Here is a 17,684-nt window from a genome sequence, read left to right as displayed (position 1 = left end):
TCATCCCGCCCACAGTTCCCGCAATACGAGGCAATGCCCCCATGGCCGAGAAAAAAGGCTCTTCCAGCGAAAAAACCCTTTATTGCTCCTTCTGCGGCAAGAGCCAGCACGAGGTGAAGAAACTCATCGCTGGCCCGTCGGTTTTCATTTGCGACGAGTGCATCGACCTGTGCAATGAGATCATCCGCGACGAGCTGCCGTCCACCGAAGGCGCACGGGATTCCCGCGGCGACCTGCCGACCCCGTCGGAGATCAAGGCCAACCTCGACAACTACGTGATCGGCCAGGAAATCGCCAAGCGCACCCTGGCCGTGGCCGTGTACAACCACTACAAGCGCCTGCGCCACAAGGACAAGGCCGGCAAGGACGAGGTCGAGCTCTCGAAAAGCAACATCCTGCTGATCGGGCCCACCGGCTCGGGCAAGACCCTGCTGGCCCAGACCCTTGCGCGCATGCTCGACGTTCCCTTCGTGATGGCCGACGCCACCACCCTGACCGAGGCCGGCTATGTCGGCGAGGACGTCGAGAACATCGTCCAGAAGCTGCTGCAGAGCTGCAACTACGAGGTGGAGCGGGCCCAGCGCGGCATCGTCTACATCGACGAGATCGACAAGATCTCCCGCAAGTCCGACAACCCGTCCATCACGCGCGACGTCTCCGGCGAAGGCGTGCAGCAGGCGCTGCTCAAGCTGATCGAGGGCACGATGGCCAGCGTCCCCCCGCAGGGCGGCCGCAAGCACCCCAACCAGGACTTCCTGCAGATCGACACGACCAACATCCTGTTCATCTGCGGCGGTGCCTTCGCCGGCCTGGAAAAGGTCATCGAGAACCGCACGGAGGCCTCGGGCATCGGCTTCGGCGCTGCCGTCAAGAGCAAGAAGCAGCGCTCGCTCACCGAGGTGTTCACCGAGATCGAGCCGGAAGACCTGATCAAGTTCGGCCTCATCCCCGAACTGGTTGGGCGCATGCCCGTGGTCACGGCGCTGGCGGAACTCAGCGAGGACGCGCTGGTGCAGATCCTCACGGAGCCCAAGAACGCCCTGGTCAAGCAGTACAGCAAGCTGCTGGCCATGGAAGGCGTGGAGCTGGAGATCCGCCCCGCCGCGCTGAAGGCCATCGCCCGCAAGGCCCTGGCCCGCAAGACCGGCGCCCGCGGCCTGCGCTCCATCCTCGAGCAGTCCCTGATCGGCACCATGTTCGACCTTCCCAATACCAGCAACGTGGAAAAGGTCGTGGTGGATGAGTCCACGATCGAAGAGAACAAGGCCCCGTTGCTCGTTTACCGGGAAGCGGCCAAGAAGGCCTGAGGCGCCCTCCCAGCCCGGGGAGTGCACCTCCGTGGCCGGCCGCGCTGCGGCGGCCCGGTCGCCGAGAATGGCGCCGCGGGTTGAAAATACCGGCTGGTGGACCATATTCCACTCAGTTTCACAAGGATTCCCATGTCCGGACATACCCCCCTGCCAGCCACCCCCATCGACCTCCCACTGCTCCCCCTGCGCGATGTAGTGGTGTTCCCCCACATGGTGATTCCGCTGTTCGTGGGCCGACCCAAGAGCATCAAGGCGCTGGAGCTGGCCATGGACGCCGACCGGCGCATCATGCTCGTCGCCCAGAAGACCGCGGCCAAGGACGAGCCGCTGGTGTCCGACATGTTCGATGTCGGCTGCGTCTCCACCATCCTGCAGATGCTCAAGCTGCCCGACGGCACCGTCAAGGTGCTGGTGGAAGGCCAGCAGCGGGCCCAGGTAGCCTCCATCGAGGACCATGAGAGCCATTTCACCTCCACCGTAACGCCCGTGCCTGCCAGCGACGGCGACCACAAGCCCAGCGAGATCGAAGCGCTGCGCCGCGCAGTGATGCAGCAGTTCGACCAGTACGTCAAGCTCAACAAGAAGATCCCGCCCGAGATCCTCACGTCGATCGCCAGCATCGACGATCCGGGCCGCCTCGCCGACACCATCGCTGCCCACCTGCCCCTCAAGCTGGAGAACAAGCAGGCCGTGCTGGACCTGGCGGACGTGAAGGAACGCCTCGAGAACCTGTTCGAGCAGCTCGACCGCGAGGTGGACATCCTCAACGTGGACAAGCGCATCCGGGGCCGCGTCAAGCGCCAGATGGAGAAGAACCAGCGCGACTTTTACCTGAACGAGCAGGTGAAGGCCATCCAGAAGGAACTGGGCGAAGGCGAGGAAGGCGCGGACATCGAGGAGATCGAGAAGAAGATCAAGGCCGCGAAAATGCCCTCGGACGCTCGCAAGAAGGCTGAGGGCGAGCTCAAGAAGCTCAAGCTGATGTCGCCGATGTCGGCGGAAGCCACGGTCGTGCGCAACTACATCGAGGTCCTCACCGGACTGCCCTGGAGCAAGCGCACGAAGATCAAGCACGACCTTGCCAATGCGGAGGAGGTGCTCAACGAGGACCACTACGGCCTGGACAAGGTCAAGGACCGCATCCTCGAATACCTCGCGGTGCAGCAGCGCGTGGACAAGGTCAAGGCCCCCATCCTCTGCCTCGTGGGCCCGCCAGGGGTCGGCAAGACCTCGCTCGGCCAGTCCATCGCCAAGGCGACGGGCCGCAAGTACGTGCGCATGGCGCTCGGCGGCATGCGCGACGAAGCGGAGATCCGCGGCCACCGCCGCACCTACATCGGAGCCATGCCCGGCAAGGTGCTGCAGAGCCTGAACAAGGTCGGCACGCGCAATCCGCTCTTCCTGCTCGACGAGATCGACAAGCTGGGCACGGATTTCCGCGGAGACCCCTCCAGCGCGCTGCTCGAAGTGCTGGACCCCGAGCAGAACCACAAGTTTGGCGACCACTACGTGGAGGTCGATTTCGACCTGAGCGACGTGATGTTCGTGGCCACGTCGAACTCCATGAACATCCCGCCCGCCCTGCTGGACCGGATGGAGGTCATCCGCCTTTCGGGCTACACGGAAGACGAGAAGGCGAACATCGCCATCAAGTACCTGCTGCCCAAACAGATGGTCAACAACGGCGTCAAGGACGAGGAACTGCGGGTCGAGGAAAGCGCGGTGCGCGATGTCATTCGCTACTACACCCGTGAAGCAGGCGTGCGCTCTCTCGAGCGCGAACTCTCCAAGATCTGCCGCAAGGTGGTCAAGGGCCTGCAGCTCAAGAAGCTCGAGCCCCAGGTGGTGGTCACGGCGGACAACCTGGCCGACTATCTCGGCGTGCGCAAGCACACCTACGGACGGGCCGAACAGCAGAACCAGGTGGGCCAGGTGGTCGGCCTCGCGTGGACCGAGGTCGGCGGCGACCTGCTCACCATCGAAGCCGCGACCATGCCCGGAAAGGGAACCATCACGCGCACGGGCTCGCTCGGCGACGTAATGAAGGAATCCGTGGAAGCCGCGCGTACCGTGGTGCGCAGCCGTGCCCATCGCCTGGGCATCAAGGACGAGGTGTTCGAGAAGCGCGACATGCACATCCACGTGCCGGACGGCGCCACGCCCAAGGACGGCCCGAGCGCCGGCGCAGCCATGACCACGGCCTTCGTGTCCGCCCTGACGGGCATCCCGGTGCGCAGCGATGTCGCCATGACCGGCGAGATCACCCTGCGCGGCGAGGTCACGGCCATCGGCGGCCTGAAGGAAAAGCTGCTTGCGGCACTGCGCGGCGGCATCAAGACAGTGCTGATCCCCGAGGAGAACGTCAAGGACCTGCAGGAGATCCCGGACAACGTGAAGAGCGGCCTGGAGATCATTCCGGTCAAGTGGATCGACAAGGTGCTGGAAGTGGCACTGGAACGCAAGCCCATCGCGCTGACGGAGGAGGAGATCGCCGCATCCATCACCGCGCGGGAAAACCGCCAGGCGCAGGGTTCCAACGACTCCGTGAAGCACTGAGCGCATTTTTTTCGGAACCACCCGAAAAGTGCGCTACAATTCACGTCATCGATGCCAAACGTTGTAGAATGCAAGGCTTCGGTAAATGCGGGAATAGCTCAGTTGGTAGAGCGCAACCTTGCCAAGGTTGAGGTCGAGAGTTCGAGACTCTTTTCCCGCTCCAGATTCCAAAAAAGGGGAAGCCAAAGCTTCCCCTTTTTGCCAGGGAAAGCATCTTCGGCGCGGTAGCAAAGCGGTTATGCACCGGATTGCAAATCCGTGTAGGTCGGTTCGACTCCGGCCCGCGCCTCCAGATACGGACAGTGGCTTGTACATCGATCGGTGTCCAGGCCCCCTTGGCAAAGCACCGGAAAATGGTGCTACAATTCAAGGCTTGTTGACGAGGTAACGAATCAACAGCAAATGCGGGAATAGCTCAGTTGGTAGAGCGCAACCTTGCCAAGGTTGAGGTCGAGAGTTCGAGACTCTTTTCCCGCTCCATACATGCAACATGCGCAGTGCGAATGTTCAGCAAAAAGGCCCTTCGGGGCCTTTTTTGTTTTTCCGTCCTGCCCGGCTCCTCCCCTCTCCAGCCATCCCCCGGCCCTCATTCCTTTCGGCGCAAGGCTGGCTCGGGATGCGGGTTCTGCATGGGACAATCCCTCTCCATGACACCGGAACAGTACGTCCAACAAAAAGCTGCGGCGTCCGGCAGCAGTTTCTATTACGCATTCCTGTTCCTTCCCGCTGCCAGGCGGGCCGCCATCACCGCCTTCTATGCGTTCTGCCGGGAGGTGGACGACGTGGTGGACGAGGTGTCTGACGCCGGCGTGGCTCGCACCAAGCTGGCCTGGTGGCAGGCGGAAGTCGCCCGATCGTTCGCAGGCCAGCCCCCGACGCACCCGGTGATGCAGGCGTTGATGCCGCATACCGGTACCTATGGCATGGAGGAACGCCACCTGCAGGCCGTGATCGAGGGCTGCCAGATGGACCTCGAGCAGACCCGCTACCTGGACTTCCAGGGCCTCTCGCGGTACTGCCACCTGGTGGCGGGAATCGTCGGCGAGGTGGCGGCGCGCATCTTCGGCCCCTCCGACGAACGCACCGTGGAATACGCCCATACCCTGGGCCTGGCTTTCCAGCTGACGAACATCATCCGGGACGTCGGCGAGGACGCGATGATGGGCCGCATCTACCTTCCCGTGGCAGAATTGCAGCAGTTCGACGTCAAGGCCCACGAGATCCTGAAGCGGCAATATTCCGACCGGTTCACGGCGCTGATGCGCTTCCAGGCCGAACGCGCCCATGGCCTCTACGACCAGGCCCTGTCCCTGCTCCCGGGCGACCAGAGGAGGGAGCAGAAGCCCGGGCTGATGATGGCGAGCATCTACCGGACCCTGCTGCGGGAAATCGAGAGGGACCAGTTCCGGGTGCTGCACCAGCGGATCGCACTCACGCCCCTGCGCAAGCTGTGGCTGGCGTGGAAGATTCAGGCACTGGGCCGCATGTGATGGCGATGCGTTCCCCCGCCCTGACGCATCTGTGTCCGGCAGCCTGTCGCGCCCGCCGTTCTCCGCGGACCATCGGCTGACGCCATGCAGGTGGCCATCATTGGTGCTGGCTGGGCCGGCCTGGCGGCGGCCATCGCCGCTGCGCAGGCAGGACACACCGTGTCCGTCTTCGAGGCGGCTCGCATGCTGGGAGGCCGTGCCCGGGCCCTGGCGCCCGCAGAAGGCGCGGACACCCAGGCGCCTTCCCGCCTGGACAACGGCCAGCACATCCTGATCGGTGCCTACACCGAATGCCTGCGGCTGATGCGGCTGGTGGGCATCGATCCCGATGCCGCGCTACTGCGCACCCCGCTCGCGCTCGTGTTCCCGGATGGCAGCGGGCTGCGCTTTCCCGACGCAGCGCCCCCGTGGGACGCATTGAGGGGCATCGCGGGGGCCCGGAGCTGGCTCCTGGCTGAACGCATGGCCCTGCTGCGCCGTGCGGTGCGCTGGCGGCTCTCGGGATTTCGCTGCGCGCCCGAGGTCACCGTGGAGCAGCTCTGCCAGGGCCTGCCCGCGAGGCTCCTGCGCGAATTCATCGACCCCCTGTGCGTTTCCGCGCTCAACACACCGATCGAGGCCGCCAGCGGCGCCGTCTTCCTGCGGGTGCTGCGCGACAGCCTGTTCAGTGGACGCGGCGGCTCCCACCTGCTGCTGCCGCGCCGGGACCTGAGCGCACTGTGGCCCGAGGCCGCAGCCAGCTGGCTGCAGGCCCACGGGCATGCGGTGCATACCGGCCGGCGCATCCATTCCATGGAAATCGCCCCTGGAAGCGGGCGGCAGGCCTGGCGTGTGGATGGCATGCCCTTCGACGCCGTCGTGGTGGCCACGACCAGCACCGAGGCCACCCGGCTGGTGGCAGCAGCGGCTGCTGCTGCCCCGCCCGCAGCAGCAGCAGCCATGCGCGCGTGGGCCGCCACCGCGGCGGCACTGCGCTTCACTGCCATCGCCACTGTGTATGCGAAGGCAGCCGGGCCTCTACCCCATGCGCTGTCAAGGCATGAGCCCATGCTGGCCTTGCGCAGCGGTCGGGAGGCTCCTGCCCAGTTCGTGTTCGACCGTGGCCGCCTGGGCGGCGAGCCGGGCCAGCTCGCCTTTGTGGTCAGCGCATTCGAGGGCGAACGGGCGGTGCTGGAGCAGGCCGTCCTCCGGCAGGCACGGGAGCAACTGGGCCTGGAGGGACTGCAGGCCCAGCAGACAGTGGTCGAGAAGCGCGCTACCTTCGCCTGCGTGCCGGCACTCGACCGCCCTGCGCAGGAAGTCATCGCCGGCCTGCTGGCCTGCGGCGACTATGTCGCGGGGCCCTACCCCGCCACCCTCGAAGGTGCAGTGCTTTCGGGCACCGCGGCCGGCCGCAGCCTCTGAGAGGGCACTCAGGACCGGGCAGGGGGTGGGCGGTCCCAGGACGCCCCGGTGCCGGCAGCCCCACCACCGGACCGCGGAAGCACGTCGGCCACCTTGAGCACGGCCATGCCGGTATTGCCCCAGAATCGCTCCAGGCTCTCTCCGCGCTCGATAAGCAACCGCTGCACCAGTGGCTCCAGGGAGGTGGTGGCGGGCTCTGCCAGCAGTACATACCGCGGAGCCTCGTCGTCGGTCGCTCCGTGGGATGCCTCATTGACCTGCACGATCCAGTCCAGCCCGGTCAGCGCTTCCAGCACCGGTTCGAGCTGCAGCACATCCACCCGCAGCGCCTGTGCCAGACCGCCGGCATCCAGGCCGCGCCGCGCGGTGTTCCGGGCCGCATGCAGTTGCTGCAGCACCTCGACCGCGAGCTGGAAGCTCCATCCCTGCTGGGTGGCCGTGCGCTCTACCCCCGTGAGCAGGCTGGGCAGGTAGGCCGCCACCACCGCACCCAGCAGCACGATCACCCACGCCACGTAGATCCACACCAGCAGGATGGGCAAGGTCGCAAAAGCGCCGTAGAGCACCGAATACGTCGGTACCGATGCGATGTAGAGCCCCAGGACCTTCTTGGCCACCTCGATGCCCACCGACACGAACACCCCGCCGGACCAGGCGTGCCGCCAGCGCACCTGCGTATTGGGCACGTAGCGGTACAGCGCCGCCGTGCCCCCGGCCAGCAGCAGGAACTCGATGGAGTCGAAGAGCAGCCGGGCGCTGTCCGGTAGCGCACCTTCGAGGCCACGCGATGCGCTGGAGGCGACCGATGTGGTCAGTGCCAGGCTCGCGGCGAGCACCAGCGGCCCGAGCGTGATGACGGCCCAGTAGATCAGCACCCGCTGCCCCAGCGGGCGCAGGCGGGGCACGCGCCAGATGTTGTTCAGCGTGCGGTCGATCGTGAGGATGAGCGCGAGGGCCGTGGCCAGCAGGATGGAGAAGCCGGCCACCCCCAGTCCGCTCGCCTTGGCAGCGAACTGGGTCAGGTATCCCAGCACCTGCCGTGAAATGCTGTCAGGCACCAGGCTGTCCACCAGCCAGCGCTGCAGGCCCGTCTGCAGCGTGCCGAAAATGGGAAAGGCGGTGAAGATGGCCAGCGCCACGGTGAAGAAGGGCACCAGGGCCAGCAGCGTGGTGAACGTCAGGCTGCTCGCCGTGAGGCCCAGGCGGTCTTCCCGGAAGCGCTCGCGCAGCGTGTGCGCGGTCGTCCGCCAGGGAAAGCGCGACAGGTCCGACAGCACGGCTTCGAAACGCTGCGCGAGATGGGCAATGGACATGGCCGATATGATGCCACTCCGATGACTGCATCCTCCGCGTCGATCCCCGCCACCTCCGCTCCCACCGTCGCGGCCACCCGCTGGCTGGCGGTGGGCAGCCTGCTGGGCCTCATCGTCCTGTCCCTGGCCTGGGAGCTCTGGCTGGCGCCGCTGCGTCCCGGCGGGTCGTGGCTGGCGCTCAAGGCCCTCCCGCTCGCCCTGCCGCTGGCGGGTTTGCTCAAGCGCCGCATGTACACCTACCGCTGGGTCAGCCTGGTGGTGTGGCTGTACTTCACCGAAGGGGTGGTACGCGCGTGGAGCGATGCGCCGCCGGTCCGCTGGCTGGCGTGCGCGGAGATCGTGCTCTGCCTGGGCCTGTTTACGGCATGCGCCCTGCACGTGCGTCTCCGCCAGCGCCATGCCGGCGTCGGCACGGTACGGACGCGTCCAGCCCCGCCTCCAGGCTGATTGCGGCCCGCCGCTGCCGGCCTGCGTTCCTTTCCCGTTTTGCTGTCGCGAGAAGATTTCCATGCCCTCCTCCCTGATCGACACCCTGCGCCAGATCGTTGGCGCCACCCATGTCCTGGCCGATGGCGATCTCAGCGCCTGGGAGCAGGACTGGCGCCGGCGCGCCCGTGGCAAGGCCCTGGCCGTGGTCCGTCCCGCCAGCACCGCCGAGGTGGCCGCCGTGGTGAAAGCCTGCGCCGCCCACGGCACGGCGCTGGTGCCCCAGGGCGGCAACACCGGCCTGGCGGTAGGCTCCATTCCCGATGCATCGGGCACGCAGGTGGTGCTGAGCCTCACGCGCATGAACGCGGTGCGCAACGTCGATGCCGACAATCTCACCATGACGGTGGAGGCCGGCTGCATCCTGCAGAACCTGCAGGACACGGCCGAGAAGGCCGGCCTGCTCTTCCCGCTCAGCCTGGCGGCCGAAGGCAGTTGCACCATCGGGGGCAATCTGGCCACCAACGCCGGCGGAACCCAGGTGGTGCGCTACGGCAACACACGCGACCTGTGCCTGGGGCTGGAGGTGGTTACGCCACAGGGCGAGGTCTGGAGCGGGCTGAAGGGCCTGCGCAAGGACAACACCGGCTACGACCTGCGCGACCTGTTCATCGGCAGCGAAGGCACGCTGGGCATCATCACCGCCACCACCATGAAGCTCTACCCACGCCCGGCGGCCAGCCTCACGGCCTGGGCAGCGGTGCCGTCCATGGCGCACGCGGTCCAGTTGCTCGCACTCGCCCATGGCCACCTGGGTGCCAGCCTGACGGGCTTCGAGGTCATGGGCCGCTTCGCGCTCAGCCTCGTGAACAAACACATGCCGCAGTTGCGCGTGCCCTTCATCGACCAGGACGAAGTGCCCTACGGCGTGCTGCTGGAAAACAGCGACAGTGAATCCGAGGAGCACGCCCGCGCCCGGTTCGAAGCACTGCTGGAGACCGCCTTCAACGCCGGCTGCGTCGTGGACGCCGTGGTGGCGGAAAACCTCGCCCAGGCGCACCAGCTGTGGCACATCCGCGAGAACATTCCGCTCGCCCAGGCCGAGGAAGGGCTGAACATCAAGCACGACATCTCCGTACCCATTTCGCGCATTCCGGCCTTCGTGGAGCATGCGGATGCGCTGCTGCAGCGTGAGATCCCTGGGGTGCGCCTGGTCAACTTCGGCCACCTGGGCGACGGCAACCTGCACTACAACGTGCAGGCGCCGGCGGAGGGCGATGCCAAGGCCTTCCTGCGCGACCAGGAGGAGCGCGTGAATCATCTTGTCTACGAGGCCGTGGCCGCGTTCGGCGGCTCGTTCTCGGCCGAGCACGGTGTGGGCGCCCTCAAGGTGGACAAGCTGCAGCAGTACCAGTCCCCCGTGGCGCTGGCGATGATGCGCTCCATCAAGGGGGCGCTCGACCCCCAGGGCCTGATGAACCCGCAGTGCCTGCTGCCGGTCGCGGCGGACCGGTCCGCCGCCTGAGGCCAGCGACTCAGCGCCGCGCGTTCTCCATCATCGTGCGCACTTCGGCCGGCAGCCCCATTCCGCGGCCGTAGTCCTGCACGTCCCATTCCTCGTCGCCCGTCTGCAGCCACACGTGCATCGCATCCCGCGTGGGATCGAGCACCACGGCCGCCGACTCCGATCCGCCCTGGTGCGGCCGGTTGCCGGTGATGTAGAGCAGATTTCCTTCCTTTCGCAGCGGGCCGCTGGTGCCCATGTTCTGCAGGAGTATGGGATAGTTCACGGGGCCCAGCAGGCCCTTCAGGCGCTCCGCCATGGGCCCGGTGCGCAGGAAGTCGACACCATCGGTGGGATAGCGCCCCACCAGTGCCTGCATGCCGGCCCGGTGGTCGGCCGCCGCAGGAGTGGCAGCGGCAGGAGCCGCAGCCGCAGCCGCAGCCGCAGCCGCCGGGGCAGGTTGCGGGATGATGGACGGCTGGGCAGGTGACAGAGGCACGTTGCTGGCGCAACCTGCCAGCGACAGGAGGGCAGCCAGCGACCACCCAGCGAGGAAAGGGAAGGAAAATCGCGACGATGTATGGGGCATGTTGGCAAAGCCGGCCCGGCGGGCCTGGGAATGGTGCAACACCCGAGCTTAGCTCCTTCGCGGGCTCCAGGCCCGGCTCCGGCAGCCCACCGGCCCAGACCCTAGAATCCACGGCTCCATAGTTGCGAACGCGCTTGCGCCTGCTGCCCATGAATGCCCCCGCCCGCCCCGTGCGCTCCCAGTACGAAGACTTCATGCGCCACGTCTATACCCATGGCGTGGCCAAGGGTGACCGCACCGGCACCGGCACCCGCAGCGTGTTCGGCTACCAGATGCGGTTCGACCTGAACGAGGGCTTTCCGCTGGTCACCACCAAGAAGGTGCATCTCAAGTCCATCATCACCGAGCTGCTCTGGTTCCTCACCGGCTCCAGCAGCAACCACTGGCTGAAGGAGCGCGGCGTCACCATCTGGGACGAATGGGCACGCGAGGACGGCGACCTGGGCCCGGTTTACGGCGTGCAGTGGCGCAGCTGGCCCACGCCGGACGGCGGCCACATCGACCAGATCAGCCAGGTGGTCGAAACGCTCAGGACCAACCCCGACTCGCGCCGCATCATCGTCAGCGCCTGGAACGTGGCCGACCTGGACAAGATGGCCCTCATGCCGTGCCACGCGTTCTTCCAGTTCTACGTGGCGCCGCCGCAGGCCGCCGGCGAGCGCGGCCGCCTGAGCTGCCAGCTGTACCAGCGCAGCGCCGACATCTTCCTGGGCGTGCCCTTCAACATCGCCAGCTACGCACTGCTGACCCACATGATGGCCCAGCAATGCAACCTGGATGTGGGCGACTTCATCTGGACGGGCGGCGACTGCCACATCTACAGCAACCATTTCGAGCAGGTGGAACTGCAGCTGTCGCGCGCTCCCCACCCCTACCCCACGCTGCATATCCTGCGCCGCCCGGACAGCCTCTTCGACTACCGGCTCGAAGACTTCGAGGTGCGCGACTACGCGCACCACCCCGCCATCAAGGCGCCGGTCGCGGTCTGACCCTTCCGTTTTTCCAAAAGCTTCCAGCCTCTCCCCATGTCTTCCCACGGCTTCCACGTCCATGGGCCGCACGACCACGCCGTCGAGCATGCCGCCCAGCACGCCCAACCCGCCGACGCCGACCACGGCGCCATGACCAACCGCATCGCCATGGCGACGGCCATCATCGCCACGGTGGGCGCCATCTTCTCGTACATGGGCGGAGCCACGCAGGCCAATGCCGGCCTGATCAAAAACGATGCCGCCATCAAGAAGACCGAGGCGGCCAACCAGTGGGCCTACTACCAATCCAAGAGCACCAAGCAATCGGTGACCGAGCTCGCGCGCGACCTAGCGCCGGACAACCGCAAGCCGGAACTGCAGACCCGCCTGGACCGATACGAGCAGGAGAAAAACGACATCAAGCGCAAGGCCGAGGCGCTGGAAGCCCAGTCGCTGGCGCTGGATGAGCAGAGCGAGCAGCAGATGCACCAGCACCACCGGTGGGCCCAGGCCACCACGGTGCTGCAGGTCGCCATCGCGCTGGCTGCCATCGCACTGCTGACGCGCCGCAAATGGCTGCAATGGGGCATGTATGGCGTCGCCGGCCTGGGCATCGCCATCGGCGCCCTCGCGGCCCTCCACCTCTGACACGCCATGGCACTGAAGCTCATCTACGCACGGGCCGCCAATGGCGGCATTGGTCTCCACAACGCCATGCCCTGGCACCTGCCCGAAGACCTGGCGCATTTCAAGCAACTCACGCTGGGTGCCACGGTGGTCATGGGGCGCAAGACCTGGGACTCTCTGCCGGCCCGCTTCCGCCCCCTGCCCGGCCGCACCAACATCGTGGTCACGCGCCAGGCCGGCTGGCATGCAGACGGCGCACTGCCTGCCTCCAGCCTGGAGCAGGCGCTGGAACTGGCCCGGCCGCATGGCGACACGGTGTGGGTGATGGGCGGTGCGCAGATCTACGCCCAGGCCCTTCCGATGGCGGACGGCGTGGAGGTCACCGAAATCCACCGGGATTTCGAAGCGGATGCCTTCGCGCCCGTGCTGGGCCCCGAGTGGGAGGAAACCGCGCGCACCCCCGTGCAGACATCCGCCGGCAGTGCAGCCCTCCCCTTTTCCTTCGTCAGCTACCGGCGCCGCTGAAGCTGGCCTCACCCTCGTTGCCCATTCCCATGAAGCTGGCCACCTGAATTCGGCATTGGCGTTTCAGACGATCTCAAGCAGCCTCAGTTTGTACTTGCTGGTGCAGCCCAATGGATCCAAGCTTTGGCGCTACAAGTTCGGTGTCGCAGGCAAGGAAGGACTCGGATCCTTCCCTGAAGTGGGCTTGGCCGAGGCCCGTGGTCAACTTGCCGAGTCGCGTCTGCTCGTCTCTCAAGGCATCACAGGCAGCAGCACCTTGTCGAACGAGGGCATCGGCTGTGGCGCGAAGCGCGACTCGGGAATCGCCCAGCGATCGATCTCGCGATCGAACACCGACAGCGAGCCGAAGAAAAACACGACCATCAGCACGAAGCCCAGCACGAGGCCGAACCAGGTGTGCAGCCGGGCCATGGAGAGGCGGAAGTTCTGGAACACGGGAGGAGTCTCCTTGGCCGACGCGTCAGAGCAGCGCCCGCTGCACCAGCCAGGCGGCGCCGGTCATCAGGGCGCCCCCGCCGGCCAGTACGAGCCATACGCGCGCCAGGCTGCGCGCTGCGAAGGCCCACAGAAACGCGACCAGGAAAGCGAGGAAGCCGAGGATGTAGCCCAGGGTCTCGGCGTCGTGGAAGTCCATGCCAGCCGCGAACAGCAAGCCGATGCCCAGGGCGATGAAGCCCCAAGTGAAGGCGTAGCCGCCGAGCATTCCCGATGCGATGCGTGAAGCGGCATACAGCCGAGATCGCGCGGACTCAGGCGCCTGTGCGGTGAGAAGTTTCTTCATTCGCATTGGGCGTTTCGAATTTGAGAACTGCCCGCTGGCCTATCCATCTCTTGCTAATCGTCAAAATTTGTACTTGGCGGTCAGCATCGCGTTGCGCGGTGCTCCGTAGGTGTTGTACCCGGTGCTGAGAGACCAGTTTCCGCCGATCCCTTGGTAATAGGTCTTGTTGAAAACATTGCCAATGTTCAGTTGCAGATGCAGGTTCGTGGTTGCCTGCCAAGACACCATCAGATCAAGCAGCGTGTAGCCGCGCTGCTCGACGTGCTGGAGCGTTCCGTCCGAATTGGTGCTCTCGTTGTAGATGCCACTTTGCCGGTAGACCGTGGCACCCACGCGCCAGTTCGACAGTTGACCAGGTAACCTGTACGCGGTCGTCAGTTTGAGGGTATTGATGGGTATGGCGGTGTTGTACAGACGGCCAATGTTGTCCGGGTTCTCGCCTTGGCGATAAGTTGCCTTGGCGTGGGTGTAGCCGGCGCCGATCTGCAAGTCTGGTGTCAGCGCACCGCTGACTTCGAGGTCAATGCCATTACTGCGAACGAGGCCTGCAGCTTCATAGCAAGTTGCGTCGCTGTCATAGCCGGGGCAGAGGGACTGGTTGGAGACGGCCTTGGCACGGTTCTTTTCGTCTGTGCGGAACAAAGCCACCGAGGTGTTGAGCGCACCGCCGAAATACTCGCCCTTGAGGCCGATCTCGTAATTCTTGCCAGTGACAGGCTTGAGCAGCGCGTTGTTCACATCGAGATAGTTCTGCGGCTTGAAGATGTCCGTGTAGCTGACATACGCAGAATGGTTCGCGTCCAGGTCGTAGATCAGGCCGGCGTACTTGGTCAGATGGCGGTTGACTTTGTAGTCGGCGTCGGACCATACGTAGTGACCTTTGAAGTCGTACCAGTCCATGCGGCCACCCACGATCAATTTGAGCGGATCAGCCAGGCTCAGACGCGTCGTGGCATACGCGCTTTTCACCTTCTCTCGGCTGTGAGAGAACCATGAATCGGGGTTGATCGTCGTCGGGATCGCCGCGTTGTGGTTCCAGTTGAAGATGTCCATGTTCTCGGCGGTATAGACGCCCCCTCCATTGCCGTTGAACATGCCGTCGCGATAGCTCACGCCGGTGACCAATTCATGCTCCCGGCCCAGAAACGTAAAGGGCCCCTTCGCGTGCGCGTCGAAGCTGCGATGTGTTTCGTCGTAAAGATAGTCCCCGGTGTACTGTCGAAAGACATTGGGTCTGCTAGAGCGGATGTTGGAGCTGAAGATGTCCACGTCCGACCAAAGTCCATTTGCAGAAAGCTTGAGCGACCAGCCACCTGCGAGTCGTTGGTCAAGTTCCGCGAACGCGGATTTGTTCTTCTTGTTCCACGTTCCCCATGTGTTGCCGAGATAGGTGGAGCGCGGCAAGCCAAGATCGCTGCCGTCCCAAGCCGTGGGCAGGCCGCCCCATCCGTTGTGACTGTCTTCTTCTTGGGCGGAGGCGCCGATGGTCAGGCGCGTGTCTCGTCCCAGGTCGGCTTCGAGCACGCCGTAGAAAAGTGTTCGTTTCTTGTCCACAACATCCTGGAAGCTTTTCTCGTTCTGGCGAGCCGCGACGACCCGACCACGCAGCGTGCCCGCCTCGTTCAGCGGGCCGGATGCATCGATTTCGGCGCGATAGCGGTCCCAACTGCCTACCGCAGTTGTGATGCTGAGTTGCTTTTCGCTAGTAGGCCGTTTGCGCACGAGGTTGATCGCCGCAGAAGGACTTCCGGAACCTTGGGTGAGCCCCGCAGCGCCGCGAACGACCTCGACCCGATCGTAGATCGCCAGATCCGACAAGAGCAGATCGGTGGAAAGGCCGCTGGTCAGGTTGATGTTGCTCGCAAGACCGTCGAACATCAGATTGTCAACCTGGAAGCCGCGTGCGTAGTACTGCTGTCGGATGGGTCCCTGTTTGAGGAAGACGACACCTGGCGTGCTGTTCACCACATCATTCATATCGGAGAGGCCAAGGTCATCCATGCGTTGGCGTGAGATCACCGTGACTGCTTGCGGCGTCTCCCGCATGGACAGGTCCAGCTTGGTGGCTGTGCTCATGGCACGAGTGGTGTAGGACCCCGTGCCTTCTGTCGAACCACTGCGGTCAGCGGCCGCAGTCACTGTCACAGGCGCGAGCGTCGCTGCTTCCCCCGGTGGCGGCGCGGCCTTGATGACGATGGCACCGCCCTCTTGCGCAGCAATCAACCCACTGCCTGCGAGCAACCGATCCACTGCCTGGTTCGGCGTCAACGTACCCGAGACGGCGGGTGCGGTTTTACCTGCAACCAATGCCGGCGGGAACAGCAGTTGAAGGCCGGCTTGCCGCGCCAGTTCATTGAGGGCAGGACCCAGCGGCTGGGCTCCGATGGTGATGGCTACGGGAGTGGCCGATCGAGGCTGGGCGTGCGCCTGAACTGAAAGAGTTCCCACCAGCAAGGCAGCCAGGGCCAAGGGAGCGAGGGCGAAGTGCGGTTGCCACATGAATGCAATCTCCAGGAACAGTAGTTGAAATACGAATCACTACCAATGGAGTCGCGGGAGGCGGCCAAACCCTCATGTCCGGATACAAGAAAACTGCGAGATTTCTGAAAGGCCATCGAACTTTGGCGCCTTGTGCGCCTTTTCAGCGCAGGCCAACGATCTCCACCACCCCATTTCTCCGTTCCAGCCGCACCGGCAACAGAGAAGGCAGCGCCTGCGCGAACGAGCCCATTTGCCGTACGTCGAAGCTGCCGCCCAGCCGCATCGCACCTACGGCGGGGTCGCGTATGACCAACCCCGTATCTCCATACCGCTCCAGTTCCGCCAATGCCTCGGCCAGGGGGGTGTCGTTGAAACTGATGCGCCCATTGCGCCAGCTCGCAACGCTGTCTGGGAAAATGCTCACAACGGGCTGCAGGCGGCCAGTCTCGTCCGCCGTAACGGTCTGCCCAGCGGTCAGTTCGACCCGACCTGCGGCCTCGTCCGCGTCCACCTCGCCGGACGAGGCCGTGCGGCTCACGCGGACGCGGCCGGATTCAACCGCCACCACCGTTTTGCCGGCGTCCAGACCCGCGCGCGTACGCCGGACCGAGAACCGAGTGCCGACGACGGTGACGCGCACGGCGCCCGCCAGCACATCGAAGGGTTGCGCCGGGTTTGCATGCACGACGAACAGGGCCTGGCCTTCGATCAATCGCACCTCGCGGCGTTGGCGGTAAAGCCGTACTTCAGCTCGCGTGGCGGCATCGAGCTGCAGGGTGCTGCCATCGGGCAACTGGATGTCGAGGCGCTGGCCCCGCTCGGTGGCGTAGTTCTTGGCAAAGGTAGGCTGGCCGCGCCAATGGTCCCAGCCCATCCAGCCCCCACTGACCAGCGCCACCGCAGCCACGGCAGTTGCTGCTTGCGGGAAAAAACGCCCAATGCCGGCCATCCAGGCGCGGCGGCCCGGCGAGGCAGGCTGCGTCGGCCGAGTGACACGCCGAGCGGCGGACGTTCCAACCTGAACGGGGTTTAGAGCCTGCTCCCGAGCCGGCGCACCCATAGGCGCATCCTGGCGCAAACCTTCCTTCAGGGACTGGATCTTGTCGTCCGAGATTTCGCGCACAGGGTCGAAACTCTTCTCCATCTCCTCGTAGGCGTCCGCATGTTCCGGGTCGGCGCACAGCCACTCCTGGAATTCGGCTTCGACAGCTGCATCGAGGCCCTCGGTGCGGCGAGTGGCCCAAAGCGCTGCCTGCACCAGCACCGGATCCTGGGTGCGCAAGTAGCCTTCGAACTCGAGCGCGTCAGCCTCGTCCTGTGCGACCATGTCATGGGGAGGCGAAGCGTTTTTTTTCATCGGTTCTTAGAGCCTGTTTACGATCTTTTTAGAGCCGACAATTGCTTGGTGAAAAGAAAGCCCTACCCAAGCGACATAAGCAGAGAGAAGTTCGCCGAGATCGAGCCCTTGTTGCGCAGCGTTCGGCGCAGTACCAAGCCCATAGAGCTGGATCTCTACGAGGTGTTCTGCGCGGTGCTCTACCTACTGCGCACAGGCTGTCAGTGGAGGTTTCTTCCGCCGGAGTTTCCCAAGTGGCAGAACGTGTATGCGTACTGGCGCAAGTGGAGCGAGCCTGACCTGCACGGGATAAGCGTGCTGGAGCAGGCCCTCAAAAAATCAGGTTGGCGCGGCCCGCGAGAGACTGGGGC

Annotated in this window: 15 protein-coding genes, 3 tRNA genes and 2 pseudogenes; 14 read left to right on the top strand and 6 right to left on the bottom strand. The window is 65.0% G+C overall.

What is annotated here, in order from left to right:
* Positions 1-41: 41 nt before the first annotated feature.
* The 7 genes from clpX (at position 42) to hpnE (ending at position 6,760) form a co-directional block, all read left to right on the top strand.
* Positions 42-1,307 (top strand): ATP-dependent Clp protease ATP-binding subunit ClpX, encoded by a 1,266-nt coding sequence (gene clpX, locus BLR05_RS21025; protein WP_092838447.1) that lies wholly within the window; start codon positions 42-44, stop codon positions 1,305-1,307.
* A gap of 132 nt (positions 1,308-1,439) precedes the next feature.
* On the top strand, positions 1,440-3,866 hold the full coding sequence (gene lon, locus BLR05_RS21020; protein ID WP_092838444.1) for an endopeptidase La: 2,427 nt from the start codon (positions 1,440-1,442) through the stop codon (positions 3,864-3,866).
* 87 nt (positions 3,867-3,953) lie between these two features.
* Positions 3,954-4,029, top strand: a tRNA-Gly gene (locus tag BLR05_RS21015).
* Between the two features lie 55 nt (positions 4,030-4,084).
* Positions 4,085-4,158, top strand: a tRNA-Cys gene (locus tag BLR05_RS21010).
* Positions 4,159-4,270: 112 nt separating this feature from the next.
* Positions 4,271-4,346 (top strand) — tRNA-Gly (locus BLR05_RS21005).
* Positions 4,347-4,513: 167 nt separating this feature from the next.
* Positions 4,514-5,356, top strand: coding sequence for a presqualene diphosphate synthase HpnD (hpnD, locus tag BLR05_RS21000; RefSeq protein WP_092838441.1), 843 nt, complete (start codon positions 4,514-4,516; stop codon positions 5,354-5,356).
* An 84-nt stretch (positions 5,357-5,440) separates the two neighbouring features.
* Complete coding sequence (gene hpnE / locus BLR05_RS20995; RefSeq protein WP_092838438.1) at positions 5,441-6,760, top strand: hydroxysqualene dehydroxylase HpnE; 1,320 nt, start codon at positions 5,441-5,443, stop codon at positions 6,758-6,760.
* 8 nt (positions 6,761-6,768) lie between these two features.
* Here the strand turns inward: hpnE and BLR05_RS20990 are convergent, their stop codons facing one another.
* The gene (locus tag BLR05_RS20990; protein ID WP_092838435.1) at positions 6,769-8,073 is read right to left on the bottom strand and encodes a YihY family inner membrane protein; all 1,305 of its coding nucleotides are present in this window, start codon (positions 8,071-8,073) and stop codon (positions 6,769-6,771) included.
* A 21-nt stretch (positions 8,074-8,094) separates the two neighbouring features.
* On the opposite strand from BLR05_RS20990, the gene BLR05_RS20985 reads away from it, so the two are divergent.
* Together BLR05_RS20985 and BLR05_RS20980 are read left to right on the top strand one after the other, a co-directional pair.
* Positions 8,095-8,520 (top strand): DUF2069 domain-containing protein, encoded by a 426-nt coding sequence (locus BLR05_RS20985; RefSeq protein ID WP_092838432.1) that lies wholly within the window; start codon positions 8,095-8,097, stop codon positions 8,518-8,520.
* Between the two features lie 61 nt (positions 8,521-8,581).
* Positions 8,582-10,024, top strand: coding sequence for an FAD-binding oxidoreductase (locus BLR05_RS20980; protein WP_092838429.1), 1,443 nt, complete (start codon positions 8,582-8,584; stop codon positions 10,022-10,024).
* 10 nt (positions 10,025-10,034) lie between these two features.
* On the opposite strand, the gene BLR05_RS20975 is transcribed toward BLR05_RS20980, so the two are convergent.
* Positions 10,035-10,502 carry an Ivy family c-type lysozyme inhibitor gene (locus BLR05_RS20975; protein WP_244160146.1) on the bottom strand — a complete coding sequence of 156 codons (468 nt, stop codon included), beginning with the start codon at positions 10,500-10,502 and terminating at the stop codon, positions 10,035-10,037.
* A 239-nt stretch (positions 10,503-10,741) separates the two neighbouring features.
* On the opposite strand from BLR05_RS20975, the gene BLR05_RS20970 reads away from it, so the two are divergent.
* The 4 genes and pseudogenes from BLR05_RS20970 to BLR05_RS20955 all read left to right on the top strand — a co-directional run.
* Positions 10,742-11,581 (top strand): thymidylate synthase, encoded by an 840-nt coding sequence (locus BLR05_RS20970; RefSeq protein ID WP_092838535.1) that lies wholly within the window; start codon positions 10,742-10,744, stop codon positions 11,579-11,581.
* A gap of 36 nt (positions 11,582-11,617) precedes the next feature.
* On the top strand, positions 11,618-12,211 hold the full coding sequence (locus tag BLR05_RS20965; protein WP_092838423.1) for a DUF4337 domain-containing protein: 594 nt from the start codon (positions 11,618-11,620) through the stop codon (positions 12,209-12,211).
* Positions 12,212-12,217: 6 nt separating this feature from the next.
* Positions 12,218-12,715: a dihydrofolate reductase gene (locus tag BLR05_RS20960; protein WP_092838420.1), complete on the top strand. Its 498-nt coding sequence runs from the start codon at positions 12,218-12,220 to the stop codon at positions 12,713-12,715.
* Positions 12,600-12,896: pseudogene (locus BLR05_RS20955) on the top strand (Arm DNA-binding domain-containing protein); the annotation flags it as partial. The gene BLR05_RS20960 and the pseudogene BLR05_RS20955, both read left to right, overlap by 116 nt.
* A 59-nt stretch (positions 12,897-12,955) precedes the next feature.
* On the opposite strand, the pseudogene BLR05_RS20950 reads toward BLR05_RS20955, so the two are convergent.
* The 4 genes and pseudogenes from BLR05_RS20950 to BLR05_RS20935 form a co-directional block, all read right to left on the bottom strand.
* Positions 12,956-13,150 (bottom strand): annotated as a pseudogene (locus tag BLR05_RS20950) (PepSY domain-containing protein); the annotation flags it as partial.
* A 25-nt stretch (positions 13,151-13,175) separates the two neighbouring features.
* Complete coding sequence (locus BLR05_RS20945) at positions 13,176-13,418, bottom strand: iron uptake protein (protein ID WP_092838417.1); 243 nt, start codon at positions 13,416-13,418, stop codon at positions 13,176-13,178.
* A 138-nt stretch (positions 13,419-13,556) separates the two neighbouring features.
* Positions 13,557-15,995, bottom strand: coding sequence for a TonB-dependent siderophore receptor (locus BLR05_RS20940; RefSeq protein WP_092838414.1), 2,439 nt, complete (start codon positions 15,993-15,995; stop codon positions 13,557-13,559).
* A gap of 142 nt (positions 15,996-16,137) precedes the next feature.
* Positions 16,138-17,334, bottom strand: a complete 1,197-nt coding sequence (locus BLR05_RS20935) for a FecR family protein (protein ID WP_225979186.1) — start codon at positions 17,332-17,334, stop codon at positions 16,138-16,140.
* Positions 17,335-17,382: 48 nt separating this feature from the next.
* Here BLR05_RS20935 and BLR05_RS26655 point away from each other — a divergent pair.
* On the top strand, positions 17,383-17,684 hold a 302-nt coding region (locus BLR05_RS26655), incomplete at its 3' end, for a transposase (protein ID WP_167361313.1).

Origin of the sequence: Paracidovorax cattleyae (genome assembly GCF_900104515.1) — a bacterium.
Taxonomy (GTDB): domain Bacteria; phylum Pseudomonadota; class Gammaproteobacteria; order Burkholderiales; family Burkholderiaceae_C; genus Paracidovorax; species Paracidovorax cattleyae.
This window is presented reverse-complemented; position numbering and strand designations above follow the sequence as displayed.

Excerpts from the sequence above, each read along its gene's own strand:
- clpX (WP_092838447.1), top strand. The coding sequence starts at position 42 with ATGGCCGAGAAAAAAGGCTCTTCCAGCGAAAAAACCCTTTATTGCTCC.
- lon (WP_092838444.1), top strand. The coding sequence starts at position 1,440 with ATGTCCGGACATACCCCCCTGCCAGCCACCCCCATCGACCTCCCACTG.
- hpnD (WP_092838441.1), top strand. The coding sequence starts at position 4,514 with ATGACACCGGAACAGTACGTCCAACAAAAAGCTGCGGCGTCCGGCAGC.
- hpnE (WP_092838438.1), top strand. The coding sequence starts at position 5,441 with ATGCAGGTGGCCATCATTGGTGCTGGCTGGGCCGGCCTGGCGGCGGCC.
- BLR05_RS20990 (WP_092838435.1), bottom strand. The coding sequence starts at position 8,073 with ATGTCCATTGCCCATCTCGCGCAGCGTTTCGAAGCCGTGCTGTCGGAC.
- BLR05_RS20985 (WP_092838432.1), top strand. The coding sequence starts at position 8,095 with ATGACTGCATCCTCCGCGTCGATCCCCGCCACCTCCGCTCCCACCGTC.
- BLR05_RS20980 (WP_092838429.1), top strand. The coding sequence starts at position 8,582 with ATGCCCTCCTCCCTGATCGACACCCTGCGCCAGATCGTTGGCGCCACC.
- BLR05_RS20970 (WP_092838535.1), top strand. The coding sequence starts at position 10,742 with ATGAATGCCCCCGCCCGCCCCGTGCGCTCCCAGTACGAAGACTTCATG.
- BLR05_RS20965 (WP_092838423.1), top strand. The coding sequence starts at position 11,618 with ATGTCTTCCCACGGCTTCCACGTCCATGGGCCGCACGACCACGCCGTC.
- BLR05_RS20960 (WP_092838420.1), top strand. The coding sequence starts at position 12,218 with ATGGCACTGAAGCTCATCTACGCACGGGCCGCCAATGGCGGCATTGGT.
- BLR05_RS20945 (WP_092838417.1), bottom strand. The coding sequence starts at position 13,418 with ATGCTCGGCGGCTACGCCTTCACTTGGGGCTTCATCGCCCTGGGCATC.
- BLR05_RS20940 (WP_092838414.1), bottom strand. The coding sequence starts at position 15,995 with ATGTGGCAACCGCACTTCGCCCTCGCTCCCTTGGCCCTGGCTGCCTTG.
- BLR05_RS20935 (WP_225979186.1), bottom strand. The coding sequence starts at position 17,334 with ATGAAAAAAAACGCTTCGCCTCCCCATGACATGGTCGCACAGGACGAG.